The organism is Streptomyces dysideae (assembly GCF_001514305.1).
Classification (GTDB): Bacteria; Actinomycetota; Actinomycetes; order Streptomycetales; family Streptomycetaceae; genus Streptomyces; species Streptomyces dysideae.
Genome location: NZ_KQ949077.1, coordinates 162,465 through 178,410, shown reverse-complemented (window position 1 = coordinate 178,410; position 15,946 = coordinate 162,465). Strand labels below are relative to the sequence as shown.

Here is a 15,946-nt window from a genome sequence, read left to right as displayed (position 1 = left end):
GCGCTGATCGCCGAGGAGCTATGACGATCGTGACCCACACCGGACCCTGCAACGCCCCCGACGTCGTGGACGTCGTCGCGCTCGGCGAGTCCATGGTCACGTTTCTGCCGTCGCAGCCGGGGCGGCTGGCCGACGTTCCGTCGTTCGAGCGGGGGATCGGGGGTGCGGAGTCGAACGTGGCGTGCGCGCTGGCGGCGGCGGGGCATTCCGTGCGGTGGGTCAGCCGGGTCGGCGCGGACGGGTTCGGTGACCATCTCGTCGAGGCGATCGGGGGGTACGGCGTCGACGTCTCGGCCGTACGACGGGATCCGGAGCGTCCGACGGGCGTGTACTTCCGGACGGCGGGGGACCGGGCGACGGACGCGCACGAGGTGGCGTACTACCGGGCGGGGTCGGCGGCGTCGGCGATGGCCGCGGGGAATGTGGATCTGGAGGCGGTGCGGGCGGGGCGGGTGCTGCACCTGTCCGGGATCACGGCGGCGTTGTCCGGTGAGTGTCTCGACCTCATGTGGGAGCTGACCGAACCCCGGCCGGGGCGGCCGCTCGTCTCCTTCGACGTCAACTACCGGCCGGGACTATGGCCCGACGTCGACGGCCCCCGTGTCCTGCTCGACCTGGCCCGCCGGGCCGACATCGTCTTCGTGGGGGCCGACGAGGCGCGGGCGGCGTGGGGACTGCACGGTGGGCCGGCGATCGTGGACGCGCTGCCGGAGCCGGAGATCGTGGTCGTCAAGCAGGGTCCGGGCGGAGCCGTCGCCTTCGACAAGGACACCGAGGGACTGGAGGACGCCGACGGCACCTCCACCCACGTCCGCGCCCCCCGGGTCGACGTGGTCGCGGCCGTCGGTGCCGGTGACGCCTTCGCCGCCGGGTTTCTGTCCTCCACCCTGCGTGACCTCCCCGCAAGGGACCGTCTGCGCCACGCCCACCTCTGGGCCGCCGCCGCCCTCACCGCCTCCGGCGACCTCGCCCCGCCCCCCGCCCGTGACCACGCCGACCGCCTGGTCGCCCTCGATGACACCGCGTGGGGGAGACTTCGACTCGGCCCCGGCTGGACACAGGCCGTAGTAAGGGCTGACGAGGAGGTACGCACCCCATGAGCCAGACCGTCGACCGCGCGCTCAGCATCCTGCCGCTGCTCGCCGAGGGCCCCGCCGACCTGGGCCAGGTCGCCGACCGCCTGGGCGTCCACAAGTCCACGGCACTGCGTCTGCTGCGCACCCTGCACGAGCACGGCCTCGTCTACCGCCAGTCCGACCAGCGCTACCGCCTCGGCGCCCGCCTCATCGCCCTCGCCCAGGAGGCGATGGAGAACCTCGACATCCGCGAGATCGCCCACCCCCACCTCGTAAAACTGAACGAGCAGTGCGGGCACACCGTGCACCTCGCCGTGTACGAGGAGGACGAGGTGCTGTACATCGACAAGGTGGAGAGCCGGTACCCGGTGCGGATGTACTCCCGGATCGGGAAGCCCGTCGCCATCACCGTCGCCGCCGTCGCGAAACTCCTCCTCGCCGATCTCCCCGAGCCCGAACGCCGCGCCCTCGCCGACAAGCTCGACTACCCCGTGTACACGACCCGTTCGACCGCCGACGCCCCCGCTTTCCTGCGGGAGTTGGACAAGGTGCGCGAACAGGGCTGGGCCACCGACCTCGGCGGCCACGAGGAGTCCATCAACTGCGTCGCCGCACCGATCCGCGGCGCCGAGGGCCGTGTCGTCGCCGCGATGTCGGTCTCCGCGCCGAACGTCGTCGTCACCGCCGACGAACTCCTCACCCTGCTTCCGCTGGTCCGCCGTACCGCGGACGCGATCAGCGGCGAGTACTCCGGCAGAACCTCACCGAAGGGCACCGTATGACCGAGAAGATCGCGCTCACCCCGAAGACCCACACGACCCCGCCCGCGAAGTTCTCCCACGGCGTCAAGAAGGGCAACGTCCTTCAGGTCGCCGGCCAGGTCGGCTTCCTGCCCGCAGAGGAGGGCAAACCGCCCACGCCCGCCGGCCCGACCCTGCGCGAGCAGACCCTCCAGACCCTCGCCAACGTCAAGGCGATCCTGGAAGAGGGCGGCGCGAGCTGGGACGACGTGATGATGATCCGTGTCTATCTGACGGACGTCGCCCACTTCGCCGAGATGAACCAGATCTACAACACCTACTTCGAGGAGCAGGCTCTCACCGCGCCTCCGGCCGCCCGTACGACCGTCTACGTCGGCCTCCCCGCCGGGCTCCTCATCGAGATCGACGCGCTCGCCGTCCTCGGCTGACGCTCCCCCCCTCAACTCCCGCACGCCGTAACCGGCACGGCGCCACCCACCGGGCGCCGTGTCGCGATCCCCCCTGCCCGAAAGCTGTTGTGCTCACGTAGAGGACCCCCGAATGTCCCATCCGCTCGCGGCATCCCCCACCCCCGAAGCCTCACCCCACACCGGCGGACTGCTCCTCCTCATCGACGGCACGGCGGGCCTCCTCACGGTCGCCGCCATCGGTATCGCCCTGCTCCTGTTCCTGATCATCAAGGCGCGACTCCAGCCGTTCGTCGCCCTCCTCGCCGTCTCCATAGCCGTCGGTCTGATGGCCGGCCTCTCGGTCACCGAACTCTTCGGCACAGTCCAGCGAAGCGACGCCGTGTCGACCATCGAGTCCGGCATGGGCGGCATCCTCGGCCATGTCGCGATCATCATCGGCCTCGGCACGATGCTCGGCGCGATCCTCGAAGTAAGCGGCGGGGCGGAGGTGTTGGCGTCCAGGCTCCTCAACCTCTTCGGTGAGAAACGCGCGCCCCTCGCCATGGGCCTCACCGGCCTGATCTTCGGCATCCCGGTCTTCTTCGACGTCGGCATCTTCGTCCTCGCGCCGATCGTCTACGCCGCCGCCAAGCGCTCCGGCAGGTCGATCCTGCTGTACTGCCTGCCGCTGCTGGCCGGCCTGTCGATGACCCACGCCTTCCTGCCGCCGCACCCGGGTCCGGTGGCGGCCGCAGGCCTCCTGCACGTCCAGCTCGGCTGGGTGATCCTGATGGGCGTCGTCTGCGGCATCCCGGCGGTGCTGGCCGCCTGGGCCTACTCCGCGTGGATCGGCCGCCGCATCTTCGTCGCCGTACCGCAGGACATGGTCGAGGCAGCCGCGGAGGCCAGGCTCGCCGTCATCGACGAGCAGCGGGCCGCGGGCGTCGAGCCCCGGGAGACGCCGGTGCCGCTGGGCACGGTCCTCGGCATCATCGGTACGCCGCTGGTGCTGATCCTCGCGGCGACCTTCTCGTCGATCGCGCTGGACCCGTCCACACTCCGCTCGGTGATCGAGTTCTTCGGCAACCCGTTCGTGGCCCTGACGATCGCCCTGCTCCTCGCGTACTACCTGCTGGGCATCAGGCGCGGCTGGTCCCGCAAGTCCCTCGAAACGGTGTCGACTTCGTCGCTCAAGCCCGTCGGCAACATCCTCCTGGTCGTCGGCGCGGGCGGCATCTTCGGCGCCATCCTCAAGGCCAGCGGCGTCGCCCAGGCACTCTCCGACACCTTCAACGACGTCGGCCTCCCGGTGATCGTCCTGTCGTACCTGATCTCGGTGGTCCTCCGGGTGGCCCAGGGCTCGGCGACGGTGGCGATCGTGACGACGGCGGGCATCGTGGCACCCCTCCTCACCGAGGGCGACCACTCCCAGGCCTTCGTCGCCCTGGTCATCATGGCCATCTCGGCAGGCTCGATCTTCGCCTCACACGTCAACGACGGCGGCTTCTGGATCGTCGCCAAGTACTTCGGCATCAGCGAACGGGACACCCTCAGGACGTGGACCGTGCTGGAGAGTGTGCTGTCGGTGGCGGGGTTCTTGGTGGCGGCGGTGCTGAGCTTGTTCGTGTAGGCGCTACGTCGCCCGACCGGGCCGGTGAGGGAGGCGGTGGCCCTCTCACCGGCCCGGTCCCATGTCCCGTCGGTTGCGGCTATTCGTTTCCGATGGCCGCTCCGGCGGAGGTGGCGGTGATGGCACGGGTCAGCCAGGTCTCCAGGAGCCCGAGGCTGCCGCAGGTCCAGATCCGCTGGCGGACAAAGAAGGGAACTTCAATGCCACGCGCTTCCAGGACGGTCACAATGGCCTCCCGGGCGCCCTGGATGCGGCCCTGTCTGCGTCCTCGCTCTTCGAGCTCGTCGAGCATTTCGAGGGCGCGATCCACGCCGCGGGGGCGGTCCATGGCCGTGATCACTCGCCGTCGAAGAGTTCTGTGGCGGCCGTCGCGATGGCGGCGCGGGTGAGCCAGGTGTCCAGGAGCGTTGGGTCCGTGCAGCTGGTGATCCGCTCGCGGATTTCGTCGGGAACGTCGATGCCGCGCGCCTCCAGTACGAGCAGGACGGCCTCGGCACCTTTCTGGACGCGCCCTTCGTCCCGGATTTCTTCAGCGAGCCACGACTTGTAGAAGGAGAGGTCCACGGCCACCAGGTTCCTCCAGATTTCTGCGGCCCGGCGGTTGCCGCCGATACCTTGCGAGATGAATTCGACGATGGGGTCTACGACGGCTTCCGGTTCGTCCCGCAGCGCGGCGGACAGTGCTTTGAGTATCGCATCGACGACCGGTTTCTTCGCGTGAGTGATGGCCGCCAGCGCCGCCAGCGGCAGGTCGGCGCGGGCCTCCGCCGGGTCGGTGATCACCGGCATGTTGTGCGGCCCCGCCACAAGGGGGCGCAGGGTGAGCGCGGGCCACTGCCGGGGACCCAGAGAGGCCGGCCGGGCAGCCCACTCGGCCGTGGCCCGGTCCTGGCAGATGACCAGCAGCAGGACCGGGAGCTTGTACTTGGTGCTGAGGAAGGACAGGTAGTAGGCCCAACTGGACGGTTTGTCCGGGACCTTCTTGCCCTGCGCTTCGATGGCCAGCAGAAGCGAGTCCTCGCCGTCGAAGTCGAAGCGCAGCAGCGTGTCCACGCGGCGTTCGACGGGCCGCGTCTCGGTGAGGTCGGTCGGTAGGACGGGTCGTGCCCTCCGGGAAGCGGGCGGCGAGGGTCTTGATGTCGACGCGGGCGCCCTTGGGGAGCGACTGGGTGTAGACGGCCAGTCCGATGGCGAGGCCTGACAGCGATGGGTGCTGGGCGAGGTGGTTGCCGATCACCGTGAAGCGGGTGGTGTGGCGGGTGTGGTCGTGTTCGAGGCCGCCGGAGTGGGGGTGGTTTTTGCCCGCGATACGGGACTGGGCGCGCGAGGGCGCGCTAGGGTTTTGGGTGTCCATCGGGAAGGTTCCGTCTTCCTTGGTGGTCAGGCCCTCGCACTGGGATTGCAGTCCCGGCGAGGGCCGTTGCATGTCTGCGGTTGTGTTGCGCTGAGCGTAGGACAGGCAACCAGGCCGAAATCCAGCTGAGTTGGTGATGTTCACTCGCGAGGGTGAGTTTGCGCTGCGGGCGGGCGGGCGGGCGGGAGGGAGGGGTGGGGTTTGGTGGGGTCCTTTCCCTCTCGCGGTCCTTGGGGGAGGTCGCCCCCGGCACCGGAGCACGGGTTTCTGAAGTCCGGTGGGAGAGCGACCTCGGCCCACACGGTCTTACGAGGACGCAGTCCCGGCGAGATGCCCCAGCGGTTGGCCAGCGCATCCACGAGGAGGAGTCCGCGACCCGACTCGGCATCGGAGGCGGGGTGTTGGGGGTGCGGTACGCGGTCGTCGCGCGTGTCCGTGACCTCGATGCGGAGGGTGTCGCCGACGACGTAGAGCGTCAGGCGGAAGTCGCGTCCCGGCACGCGGCCGTGGGTCGCCGCGTTGGCCGCCAGCTCGGCCACGAGGTGCTCCGCCGGGTCCAACGGCAGGCCCCAGGAGCGGAGTTGCTCGGTCGCGAACAAACGGGCGAGGCGGGCTCCACGAGATGTGGGGGACAGGAGCACGCTGAAGTTACGGATGCCGGTTTCTTGGATCACGTCACTCAGCGTGGCCGTGCATGCCTACCGTGAACAGTGACGACGCCGTTGCGTACGGTGACTGTCCGGAGGTTGTCCGGTGGTGTCCGGGCTGTCGGGGGCGGGCGTACGGGTAGGGCGTCGCGGCACGGTCGTACGACGGAGGGGTGCGGGATGTCGGTGGACAACGAGGCGGGGCGACTCAAGACCGAGGCGGACGAGCCGGGTTGGGAGGTGGACCCCGACGACGAGTGGGGAGTCGCGGTCATCGCCACGGTGGGGCGGCAGTTGAAGCTGCGGCGGGAGTCGGTGAGGATGAGGGCCGCCGACTTCGGGGTGGCGGTCGGCTACGGGGAGGACCTGGTCTACAAGATCGAGGGCGGGAAGCGGATTCCCCGGCAGGAGTATCTGGACAAGGCCGACGAGGTGTTGGGGGCCGGCGGGCTCATCGCGGCGACGTGGGAGGACGTGAAGAAGGTCCGGTACCCGAAGAAGGTGCGGGATCTCGCGCAGATTGAGGCAAAGGCGGTCGAGCTTCAGCTCTACGATCCCCTGAACGTCCATGGCTTGTTGCAGACGCCCGAGTACGCACGGGGGCTTCTGCTGATGCGGCGGCCCGCGTACACCGAGGACGAGGTGGAGCGGTTCATCGCCGCACGCGTGGCCCGTAAGGCCGTCTTCGAACGGGACCCGGCGCCTGAACTCAGTTTCGTCCTGGAGGAGTGGGCGCTGAGGCGCCCGCTCGGAGGGAGGACAGCGCTGCGCCGCCAGCTGGAACACCTGCTGGAAGTGGGGCAGTTGCGGAACGTCGAACTTCAGGTGATGCCGATGGACCGGGAGGAGCACGCGGGGCTGGCGGGTGGCATCGAGGTGCTGAAGTTCGAGGACGGCTCGGCCGTGGGACGTTCACCGGCAGTGGCCAACGGCCGACCGGTCTCCGAGCTCAAGCAGCTCCGTATCCTTGAACTGCGGTATGGCATCATCCGGGCTCAGGCTCTCACGCCCCGTGAGTCGCTGGCCTTTATCGAGCAACTGCTGGGGGAAACATGATCCGCGACGTCTCGGGCCTGGTGTGGTTCAAGAGCAGCTACAGCAGCAGCAGCGAAGGTGACTCCTGCGTCGAGATCGCGGTAGCGCCCCGCACGATCCACGTCCGCGACTCCAAGAACACCGCCGGTCCCCGCCTCGCCTTCCCGTCCACCGCCTGGACGGACTTCCTCTCGTACGCCTCCGACGGCCCCCTGGCCTGAGTGCCCGTCCCGTCCGTCTCCCGAGACTCCTCCGCCCCCGGCGCCCCACGGCACAGCTTCGTCCGCCATACTTCCCGCTGTGGAGCAGCGCATAGGTTCGAGCAGCCAGCCCCTGGAAGGCGCCGGGTCCGACCCGGCTTTCATCCCCGGGCTCACCTCACCCGTGTCCGGCGAGACGGAGGACGCCAAGGACGTCGATCCGGACGATGTGGTGGAGGTCGACGAGGCCGCCCCGGTCGAGGCCGAGGCGCCCGAGGAGCCCTCTGTCGAGGAGGTCGAAGAGGAGGAGGCCGAGGAAGAGGCCGAGGAGGACGAAGCCCCCGACGGTCCCGTCTTCGAGGCCTCCGACCGCCGCGCGAAGATCGTCGCCGACCACAAGGGCGTACGGCTCGCCCTGGACGACCAGGCGTGCGAGTTCCGCTGGGACGAGATCGGTGCCGTGGAGACGGAGTCCCCCCGGTTCGGCAAGCGGTTCACCATCACCGTCCACACCCCCGACCGCCGCTGGTACCCGATCGAGATCGAGGCGACGGCCAGGGCGCGGTTCGCCGAGTGGGAGACGCAGCTGGACGCCGTCCTGGACGCCTACTTCGAGGACGGCGAGGCGGAGAGCGAGGACGCGGACCCCGAGGCTGAGGTCACCAAGGACGCGGACTCCGAGGCTGAGGTCGCCAAGGACGCGGACACGAAGGCCAAGGTCACCGAGGCCGACGCCGACTGACCGTCGGGCGGCACTTGAGTACCCGTACTCAGGCCCCCGTCGTCACGCCGTGACACGGTGAGGCCATGACCGGGAGCCGGACCACCCGCTGGGCCAAGGGCACGCTCGTGTCGGCGGTGGCCGCCGTCGTCTGCCACGCGGGCTGGGAGCGGCTGCGGGAGTGGGCGGGCGACGTGGCCGCGGCCGATCCGGGGGCGGTGGGCGCCGGCTGGCCTGAGGGGATGCCGGCCAGCGCCACGGGTCTGGTGGCGATGCCGGTCCTGTTGTGGGCGGGCATGCGGCTGCTCGGCGAGCGCGGCAACCATCTGCTCGTGCCGGCCGGTGTGACGGCCTGGTGGTTCATCGGCGGCCACGCGGTCGAGGACGTTGCTGTCGGCGTCACCTGCACCACCCTGCTGCTGACTCTGTTCGCGCTGCTCGGCGGAGCGCTGTCCATGGCCGAGCTGACCGTCACGTGAGCGGCGGGGGCCGTAACTCGCCCAGCGACGGCCCCCGCCCCAGCAGCCCCTAACTGCAGTACTGCGATTCCTTCCCGATCGACCGGTACATACAGTCCGCGTTCTCCAGCAGCTGCAGCACCGCGTCCCGGTTGCGTGCGGTCTCCCGCTCGATCACCTCGTCGGGCGGGTAGAACCCACCACCCCCACTGGACCCCGGATACATCTCGAAGGTGTACCCGAAGATCTTCTGGTTCCCCCACAGCCAGTCGTCGATCGACCCGTCGGTGATGTACAGGTCACTGGACTGCTCCGGCGTGTAACCGTTGCTGGCGGCCATCTTCTGCCCGACGGTGGCGAACGCGTTCCGGTCGTCGGCGGTCATGCCGGTGGTCGTGTTCGCCGTGGTGTACCCGAAGGGCCACAGCACCAGCTCGCTGTACGTGTGGAAGTCGACGCCCGCCTTGATCTGCTGGACGCCACCGACCACCCGGCTGCGCACGAAGTCGGCGACGACCTTGACCTCGGGCGCCGACTCCGCGGCGGTACCCCGGTAGGTGTCCGAGGACGTCGACCCGGACGAACCGCCGCAGCAGCCCCAGCGGTAGTTCCAGTTGCGGTTGAGGTCCGTACCGACGTACGAGGAACCGGAGTTGGGCTGCCGGTTCTTGCGCCAGGAGCGATACGAACCGCTGGCGATGTCGTACTCGCCGCCGTCCGGGTTGAGGTCCGGGACGATCCAGATCTCACGGTTGTTCACCATGCTGGTGACCCGGGAGTCGGAGCCGTAGCCGGCGCCGAGTTCGCGGATCAGGTACAGCGCCATCTCCACCGTGAGGTGCTCACGGGCGTGCTGGTGATGGGTGAACAGGACCTCGGGCTCGCTCTCGTCGGTCGCCACGTTGTCGCTGATCTTGATGGCGACGATGTCCCGGCCCTGGTACGACTTGCCGATCACCCGCTTGCTCATGATGCCCGGGTAGGCGGCCAGCCGCTGGTCGATCTCCGTCGTCATCTCGGTGTAGTTGTGATAGCGCGAGTCGGCGGAGGGGAAGTCGTAGAGCCGGATCTCGTCCTCTGCCATCCGGTCGGGAGCCGCGCCCAACGGCGTGACCTCGTAGCCGAGTTGGCGCAGCTTCTTGACCTGGTCCGCGCGGCCGGAGATGAAGACTGTGTGGTCGTCGGCGTCGTCCACGGTGACGCCGGACCGCTGCAGCGCGGTGCGCGACTTGGAGTCCGAGTGCATGTGCACCTCGTACTGGCGGATGTCCTCCGCCGAGGGTGCCGCCTTCGTCGCGCTGTCGGCGTTCGCGCTGCCGGTGTTCGCGGAGAGGGGTGCCGCGAGCGTGAGGGCGAGGAGGGCGGCGACAGCGGCGGTGCGTTTGCCGCTGCGGGCGCCTGAGCCTCGTATGCGAAGTCGCATGAAGTCTCCTAGGTTCTCCAGGGATTCCGGGGTCTCCGGAAGTGGGGAGTGGAGCGGGGGGTGGTTCTGCGACGTGCCGGTGCGGGTGTGGCGCTCATCGTCCGGGTATGGCATGAGCAGGTCAAGTCCGTGCCAAGCCATGATGGCGTGAACCGTTCGAAAATCAGCCGCGCGGTGTACGCGCGACGAGCCGGAGCCGGGGGCAGAGGCTGGCTGTGCTTCGCCCGGCAGGTGTGCGCGTACGTCGACGTACCTCGTACCGCCTGCCGTGAGCACATCGGGTGGAGATCGCGTACGCCCTCTTGTCCCGCCCGCGCCTTTGGGCTTTCTTGAGCCTCATGGCGGACACCACGGGAAACACTGAGGCAACGACAGCGAGCGCATCGCACTCCGGCCCCCGCAAGTCCAGTTGGAAGTACATCGGCCCCGGCATCGTCGTCGCCGCGACCGGCGTCGGCGCCGGCGACCTGGTCGCCACACTCATCGCGGGCAGCAACTTCGGCTACACCCTCCTGTGGGCCGCCGTCCTTGGCTGCCTCGTCAAGATCTCCCTCGCCGAGGCGGCGGGCCGCTGGCACCTGTCCACCGGCCGCACCCTCTTCGACGGCTGGGCGAGCCTGGGCCGCTGGACGACGTACTTCTTCGTCATCTACGCCGTGATCTGGGGCTTCGTCTACGGCGCGGCGGCGATGTCGTCCAGCGCCCTGCCGCTGCAGGCACTGTTCCCCGACGTGATGGACCTCGAGTGGTGGGGCGTGGCCACCGGCCTGGTGGGCCTGGTCTTCGTCTGGTTCAACAAGTACGCCGTCTTCGAGAAGGTCATGACGATCCTGGTCGGCGTCATGTTCGTGGTGACGGTGTACCTGGCGATCAGAGTCACGCCCAACCTGGGAGACGCCTTCGCGGGCCTCCTGCCCGTCCTCCCCGACGAGAAGGACTCGATCCTCAACACCCTGGGCCTGATCGGCGGCGTGGGCGGCACCATCACGCTCGCCGCGTACGGCTACTGGGTCAATGCCAAGGGCTGGACCAACACCGGCTGGATGAATGTCATGCGCCTCGACAACCGGGTCGCGTACGCCACGACCGGCATCTTCGTCGTGGCGATGCTCTTCGTCGGCGCGGAGCTGCTGCACTCCGCGAACATCGCCCTCGCGAGCGGCGACAAGGGCCTGATCCAGCTGGGCGACATCCTGGCGGACGAGTACGGCACGGCGACGTCCAAGTTCTTCCTGATCGGCTTCTTCGCCACGTCCTTCACCTCCCTCATCGGCGTCTGGCACGGCGTGAGCCTGATGTTCGCGGACTTCGTGGCCCGCTACCGGGCCCCGAGTGGCGAGGCGAAGGGCGAGGAGGTCGCCGCGGGGGAGCGGGAGCGGTCGTGGCCGTTCCGCGCGTACCTGCTCTGGCTGACCTTCCCGCCCATCGTCCTGCTCTTCCAGGGCCAGCCCTTCCGCCTGATCATCCTCTACGGCGTCCTGGGCGCGGCCTTCATGCCCTTCCTGGCCGGCACCCTGATCTGGCTCCTCAACTCCGCACGCACACCGAGGGAATGGCGCAACGGCCCGCTGAGCAACGCGATGCTCGCGATCGCGGGGCTGCTGTTCCTGGTGCTGTGCCTGAAGCAGATCTGGGACCAGCCGTGGTCGGAGTTCTTCTGATTTCTGGGTGTCAGATGAGCCACTTCGGGTCGAGGGCGATGTCCCGGAGCTGTGCGATGGTCAGGGCGGGCGTCTCGCGGGTGGCGGCGGCATTCTGGGAACCGGTGTTGAAGGCGCTGATCACCACACGCGTGCCGTCCGTCCGAAGGGTGTCGGCGGTCCACATCACAACCCCCTGACCGCCCTTCTCGCCGGGCCCCTGCCGGGTGGTGACCTTCGTACCGTCGGGCAGGGTCTCGGAGTCCTCGCCGAACAACTGCTTCTCGACGTCCCCCATGCCGGACTGCACGTTGACCTGGACGAGGGTCTGCCCCTTGCCGTCGTCGACGACGAGGTACCCGAACTCGCCCTCGCCGCCCTTGCCGACCACGTTGAGCCCCTTGGGGAGCAGCGTGGTGAGCGTGGCCGGGACGGAGCCGCCGACGGGTTCAGGGTCGCGGTCGGGCACCGGCTCCGCGGACGGCTTCTTCGGATCCTCGGGAATGGCGTCGACGACCCGGCGCCACACGTCGGCCGAGACGAGCTCCGTCAACTGCGCGCTGGAGAGCGGAGGTCGGGGCCTGCTGATGGGCTGGTCCTTCTCGGCCGCGGAGTTCCACTCGGAGACGTGGATGTGCTGCCCCTTCGGGGTGACCAGATCCGAGGTCCACAACTTGGTGTCCACGCGCCGGTCGGGATACTCGTACCCCTTGAACAGCTTGAGCACGGAGCCGTCCGCCAGCCGGGAGGTCTCGCAACTGTCGTGCGGGGTGTACACCTTGTCCGGGCACTCGACGACCTGACGGGCCTGATCGCTGCCAGGCTCGACCCGCCCCATCGCGATGGACACGGCCGCGGGCCCCTCACCGTCGTCGAACACGACCTGTGCGTACGGCCCGGACTTGTCGCTGACTCCACGCCCTTGCCGACCGCTGAACTCCCCCTCGGGGAGCAGCACTTCGAGCGTGCGGATGAGGGCGGCGTCGGAGATGGGCGTGGGCTCGGAGGGCGTAGGCGTCGGCGAAGGCTTCGACGCCACGGAGGACGGGCTCGGGGCAGGCGTACCGCCCCACGGCACGAGGAGGGCCCCACCCACCCCCACGACCGCGACCCCGGCCGCACCCCCCATAACGGCGGCCCGCCGCCGCAACCACAGCCGCCGCCCGCGCGCCCGGCCGGCGGCGACGAGCGCGCCCTGATCGGTGTCGAAGTCACTGCCGGCCTGCCGGAGGGCGTGACTGAGCCGCCCCTCGAAGCGGTCCTCATCGTGTTCGACGGGCATGACACACCACCGTTTCTGTTCTCGAAGTCTGTTGAAGTCCCTTGGGGGGAGCGAAAGGGCTCAGTGGCTCAGCGGCTCAGTGGGCGGCGTACTCGCCGAGATCCTCACCGAGCAGCTCCCGAAGCCGCCCGAGCGCACGGGAACACCGGGTCCGCACCGCCGCGGAACTCGCGTTCATCGCATCTGCGGTCTCCTCGATGGACCGGTCCTCCCAGTACCGCAGCACCACCACGGCCCGGTCCTTGGCCGGCAGCCGCCCGAGCGCCTCGAGCAGGGTCAGCCGCAGCGACACATCACCATGACCGCCGTAGACAGCCCGGTCGGGCAGCACATCGGTGGCCCGCTCGGTACTGCTCCGCCGCCGCTGATGGGCCAGAAAGGTCCGCGTCAGAACGGTCTGCGCATACCCAGCAGGATTCCCCACTCTCGAAACCCGCCCCCACCGCACGTACAACCGCCCGAGGGTCTCCTGCACCAGATCCTCGGCAAGGTGCGTGTCCCCCGCGGTGAGCAGACACGCGGACCGATACAGATGCCCGGCACGTGCCGACGCGAACTCCGCATACCCGTCCGCGCGGCCCTGTCTCATGAACGCCCCCTGCCTGTGCCTGCCTGCTGCTCACATCGCCTACACCTCATTGATGCGGTGGGGCCCCGGAAATGTTTCATGGCGGCCGGACGGCGTACAGCAGGTAGGTTTCGGTACCGATCACATGGATCCCCCGGACGCGCGAGAAACCGAGACCGACGATGCACGACCCCTCACACGGCCAGCCTCCACAGGGCTTCGGCCCACCGCCACCGCAGTACGCGCCGACACCTCCGCCCCCGTACGCTCCGCCCCAGCCCCAACCGGTCCAGCCGGCCGGCCCGGAGTTCCTCGCCGTCGACCGCCACAACGCGGTCGTCATCGACGCGACGGGCGTCTCCTTCGAGAACCACGGCCTGACCGCCGACTTCCCCTGGCAGGAGATCCGCAGCGTCCACTACCAGGCCGCGCCCACCGGCAACGGGGTCATGGTCGCCGTGATCCACCTCGACGGCAGGTTCTACGAGTGCGCAGTCGACGCCAAACGCCGGGACCGCCTGCAGAAGTGGTTCGGCCAACTGGCGGCGGTCCTCGGCTACTACCGGCCGATCGATTGAGGCCGACTGAGTCGATCCGGAAACACGAGGAATCCCCGGATCGGCCGTAGCCCCCGGGGATTCCTGATGCGTAACCCGCTCCGGCCAGGATGCGGCAGGCATCCGGCAGGAACGGCGATTGGCGACGGGCGGGTCAGCCGCGCTGGACAGGCTGCACGGCGTCTTGGTCGTCGTCCTCGTCGTCCGGCTTGTCGAGGGCACCGATGTCGTCGTAGGCCGGTGCGGGCAGGCGCGCGCCTCGGCTCACCGCGATCCGATGGACGTTCGTCAATGCCTCGGTCAACTGGACTGTCAGCAGGTGCAGTTCGCCCGGCGTCCACTGGCGCCCGTCAAGAACCCGCTGTGCCTCCTGAACGAGTTCACCGGCCAGGCCGAGTTGGGCTGACTCCATGTTGTCAGCGAGGCGTGACAGGTATCCGGTCCCGTCGCCTGCGAGGTAGCAGGGTTTTCCTTCCGGCCCGGCCCAGGGGAGCAGGCGGGTTTGATTCGTGAGGCTCATCAGGCCCGCACCTCCACGCTGCCAATCAGCCAGGGCCCGATGTCGATGCCGTGCACGGCCAGCCGCAGTGCGCGCCGCGGTGCCCGTCGGCGCTGCCGCTCCCGCTGCTCGTGCGCGACCAGGTACGGGCGGACCAGTCCGATGTCCTCACCGCGCAACACCGAGGCAGCGGGTACGCGAGGCGGACACTCAGTCGATGCCTCCACACGGAGGCTCATGGAGTGGCGATCAGGTCTGCGGTGGCGGCCCGGTGCGGGCCACAACAGCCGCAACAGCGGCTCGAAGATGTGGACGATACAGTGCGGCATGTCGACGCCCCTTGTCAGCGTTGGCCACGCCCCCGGACCGTTCGCCCGGTCGCGGGGGTCCTGACGAGACGTCAGCCTGCCGATTGGCGCTGCACAGCAGTTGCATCGAAGGGTGCAACTCCTCTCGCCGGGAACCCGCTATATCCCGACCCACTCCGCGTATTGCGCCAGCGAGCCGTTACGCGCCCGTTCCTGCCGCTTCATGGCCAGCACGGTCTCCCGCACAGTCGGGTGATAGCGGGTCTGCTGCGGAGCGATGCGCCGAGCCTGATGCAGGCAGTCCAACGCCTGCTCCGGGTGGCCTGACCAGGCGTGAGCCCGGCCGAGGTCCATCCAGTGGTGCCCGGCCCGGGAGCGGGTCCAGCCGCGCGGGATGCGTACGTTCTCGGCGAGTTCGATCGCGCGCCCGAAGTCGTCGGCCTCCGAGGCGATGGCCACGGCATGCACACCGACGTTCACCGGCCCCCAGGTGACGCCGAAGTCGGGCAACTCGCCTGTGGCCTGGGAAAGGGCACGGGCCTCGGCCAGGCGGGCGTCGGCGTGCTCCCTGTCCTTCATGCGACCCGCGATGGTCGCGGCGCGCAAATGCAGCATGCCCCGCATCGCCTCAATACCCGCTGGGCGGCGTGACTCCTGGCCATCGAGGTCCCGCAGACCTTTGTCGACCACCCGCAGCCCCACGTCGTACCGACCCGACGACATCGTGGTCTGCGCACGCAGGAAGGCATGCATGGCGGCCAGCCCCGGCTCGTCGGCGCGCGGTGCGGTCCAGGCGAGCCGGTCCAGCGCAACGGTCGCCAGATCGAGGAAGCCGAGCTTCCACGCCACGGTGAACACACAGCGGAATGTCTCCGCCAGACATTCGTAGGCCAGCCGCTGCTCTTCCCCGGTACTGGTGTGCACCGCCTGCACTGACTCGTCGATCAGCACGGGCAGGTCGCGCACCATGTCCGTGTACTGCGCCTGACGGCGTTGCTCCAGAGCACGCTGAACATCCGTCCAGATCAACGCGGCCGGGCGCGGAGCCGTCTCCCAGTCCAGAGCGATGTCCCAGTTCTCCAGCCCCTCACGGATCGGCTGGATCAGCGCATCCATCCGGTCCCGGCGCAATTCGTCGGCATACGGCTGCCCCAGCAACTCGGACGTGGAAACACCCAGCGCGCGGGCACAGGCCGCAACGAGAGCCGGAGAGGCGGGCTTCTGTCCGCACTCGGCCTTCGACAACAGGGACTTCGACACGTGAGCCCGCATCGCCAGCCCTTGCTGCGTCAGTCCACGCTGTTTCCGGATACGAGCGATCCGAGCGCCGGTGTGCTCCTCGATGCTCTGAGACACGGCGAACTCCGTTCTGCGGTAACACTCAGACGGTACCCCTGC

Annotated in this window: 19 protein-coding genes and 1 pseudogene; 10 read left to right on the top strand and 10 right to left on the bottom strand. The window is 69.1% G+C overall.

Annotated features, from left to right (window positions below; all coding sequences use genetic code 11):
* Positions 1 to 20: 20 nt before the first annotated feature.
* The 4 genes from AQJ91_RS07175 (at position 21) to AQJ91_RS07160 (ending at position 3,856) form a co-directional block, all read left to right on the top strand.
* Positions 21 to 1,100, top strand: coding sequence for a sugar kinase (locus tag AQJ91_RS07175; RefSeq protein WP_067017564.1), 1,080 nt, complete (start codon positions 21 to 23; stop codon positions 1,098 to 1,100).
* Entirely contained in the window at positions 1,097 to 1,858 is a 762-nt protein-coding gene (locus AQJ91_RS07170; protein ID WP_067017562.1) for an IclR family transcriptional regulator, read from the top strand. The genes AQJ91_RS07175 and AQJ91_RS07170 overlap by 4 nt, the downstream gene beginning before the upstream one ends.
* Complete coding sequence (locus AQJ91_RS07165; protein WP_067017560.1) at positions 1,855 to 2,265, top strand: RidA family protein; 411 nt, start codon at positions 1,855 to 1,857, stop codon at positions 2,263 to 2,265. Before AQJ91_RS07170 ends, AQJ91_RS07165 begins: the two co-directional genes overlap by 4 nt.
* Positions 2,266 to 2,377: 112 nt before the next feature.
* Positions 2,378 to 3,856, top strand: coding sequence for a GntP family permease (locus AQJ91_RS07160; protein ID WP_067017559.1), 1,479 nt, complete (start codon positions 2,378 to 2,380; stop codon positions 3,854 to 3,856).
* A 79-nt stretch (positions 3,857 to 3,935) separates the two neighbouring features.
* Here the strand turns inward: AQJ91_RS07160 and AQJ91_RS07155 are convergent, their stop codons facing one another.
* The 4 genes and pseudogenes from AQJ91_RS07155 to AQJ91_RS07145 form a co-directional block, all read right to left on the bottom strand.
* A complete protein-coding gene (locus AQJ91_RS07155) occupies positions 3,936 to 4,184 on the bottom strand; it encodes a hypothetical protein (protein ID WP_067017557.1) in 249 nt (82 codons plus the stop codon).
* Positions 4,185 to 4,192: 8 nt separating this feature from the next.
* Positions 4,193 to 4,909 carry a hypothetical protein gene (locus AQJ91_RS54350; protein WP_067017555.1) on the bottom strand — a complete coding sequence of 239 codons (717 nt, stop codon included), beginning with the start codon at positions 4,907 to 4,909 and terminating at the stop codon, positions 4,193 to 4,195.
* Between the two features lie 43 nt (positions 4,910 to 4,952).
* Positions 4,953 to 5,210 (bottom strand): annotated as a pseudogene (locus AQJ91_RS55240) (helix-turn-helix domain-containing protein); the annotation flags it as partial.
* Positions 5,211 to 5,350: 140 nt separating this feature from the next.
* The gene (locus AQJ91_RS07145; protein ID WP_067017553.1) at positions 5,351 to 5,884 is read right to left on the bottom strand and encodes an ATP-binding protein; all 534 of its coding nucleotides are present in this window, start codon (positions 5,882 to 5,884) and stop codon (positions 5,351 to 5,353) included.
* A gap of 153 nt (positions 5,885 to 6,037) precedes the next feature.
* Between AQJ91_RS07145 and AQJ91_RS07140 the strand changes: the two genes are divergently transcribed.
* From AQJ91_RS07140 to AQJ91_RS07125, 4 genes are all read left to right on the top strand, one after another.
* Positions 6,038 to 6,913, top strand: a complete 876-nt coding sequence (locus tag AQJ91_RS07140; protein ID WP_067017551.1) for a helix-turn-helix domain-containing protein — start codon at positions 6,038 to 6,040, stop codon at positions 6,911 to 6,913.
* Positions 6,910 to 7,113, top strand: coding sequence for a DUF397 domain-containing protein (locus tag AQJ91_RS07135; protein ID WP_067017549.1), 204 nt, complete (start codon positions 6,910 to 6,912; stop codon positions 7,111 to 7,113). Before AQJ91_RS07140 ends, AQJ91_RS07135 begins: the two co-directional genes overlap by 4 nt.
* A gap of 79 nt (positions 7,114 to 7,192) precedes the next feature.
* Positions 7,193 to 7,834, top strand: coding sequence for a hypothetical protein (locus tag AQJ91_RS07130; protein ID WP_067017547.1), 642 nt, complete (start codon positions 7,193 to 7,195; stop codon positions 7,832 to 7,834).
* A gap of 65 nt (positions 7,835 to 7,899) precedes the next feature.
* The gene (locus tag AQJ91_RS07125) at positions 7,900 to 8,292 is read left to right on the top strand and encodes a hypothetical protein (protein WP_067017545.1); all 393 of its coding nucleotides are present in this window, start codon (positions 7,900 to 7,902) and stop codon (positions 8,290 to 8,292) included.
* A 49-nt stretch (positions 8,293 to 8,341) separates the two neighbouring features.
* Here the strand turns inward: AQJ91_RS07125 and AQJ91_RS07120 are convergent, their stop codons facing one another.
* A complete protein-coding gene (locus tag AQJ91_RS07120) occupies positions 8,342 to 9,694 on the bottom strand; it encodes a M14 family metallopeptidase (protein ID WP_067018034.1) in 1,353 nt (450 codons plus the stop codon).
* A 338-nt stretch (positions 9,695 to 10,032) separates the two neighbouring features.
* Here AQJ91_RS07120 and AQJ91_RS07115 point away from each other — a divergent pair, with 338 nt between their 5' ends.
* A complete protein-coding gene (locus tag AQJ91_RS07115; RefSeq protein WP_067017543.1) occupies positions 10,033 to 11,355 on the top strand; it encodes an Nramp family divalent metal transporter in 1,323 nt (440 codons plus the stop codon).
* A 10-nt stretch (positions 11,356 to 11,365) separates the two neighbouring features.
* Here the strand turns inward: AQJ91_RS07115 and AQJ91_RS07110 are convergent, their stop codons facing one another.
* Positions 11,366 to 12,616, bottom strand: coding sequence for a hypothetical protein (locus tag AQJ91_RS07110; protein ID WP_067017541.1), 1,251 nt, complete (start codon positions 12,614 to 12,616; stop codon positions 11,366 to 11,368).
* A 76-nt stretch (positions 12,617 to 12,692) separates the two neighbouring features.
* Positions 12,693 to 13,205 (bottom strand): SigE family RNA polymerase sigma factor, encoded by a 513-nt coding sequence (locus AQJ91_RS07105; protein WP_067017539.1) that lies wholly within the window; start codon positions 13,203 to 13,205, stop codon positions 12,693 to 12,695.
* Positions 13,206 to 13,366: 161 nt separating this feature from the next.
* Here AQJ91_RS07105 and AQJ91_RS07100 point away from each other — a divergent pair, with 161 nt between their 5' ends.
* A complete protein-coding gene (locus AQJ91_RS07100) occupies positions 13,367 to 13,762 on the top strand; it encodes a hypothetical protein (RefSeq protein ID WP_067017537.1) in 396 nt (131 codons plus the stop codon).
* 133 nt (positions 13,763 to 13,895) lie between these two features.
* Here AQJ91_RS07100 and AQJ91_RS07095 read toward each other — a convergent pair whose 3' ends face one another.
* The 3 genes from AQJ91_RS07095 to AQJ91_RS07085 all read right to left on the bottom strand — a co-directional run bounded on the left by AQJ91_RS07095 (position 13,896) and on the right by AQJ91_RS07085 (position 15,904).
* A complete protein-coding gene (locus tag AQJ91_RS07095) occupies positions 13,896 to 14,261 on the bottom strand; it encodes a hypothetical protein (protein ID WP_067017535.1) in 366 nt (121 codons plus the stop codon).
* Positions 14,261 to 14,569 carry a hypothetical protein gene (locus AQJ91_RS51885; protein ID WP_067017533.1) on the bottom strand — a complete coding sequence of 103 codons (309 nt, stop codon included), beginning with the start codon at positions 14,567 to 14,569 and terminating at the stop codon, positions 14,261 to 14,263. Before AQJ91_RS51885 ends, AQJ91_RS07095 begins: the two co-directional genes overlap by 1 nt.
* Positions 14,570 to 14,707: 138 nt before the next feature.
* Entirely contained in the window at positions 14,708 to 15,904 is a 1,197-nt protein-coding gene (locus tag AQJ91_RS07085; protein ID WP_067017531.1) for a helix-turn-helix domain-containing protein, read from the bottom strand.
* Positions 15,905 to 15,946 lie beyond the last annotated feature (42 nt).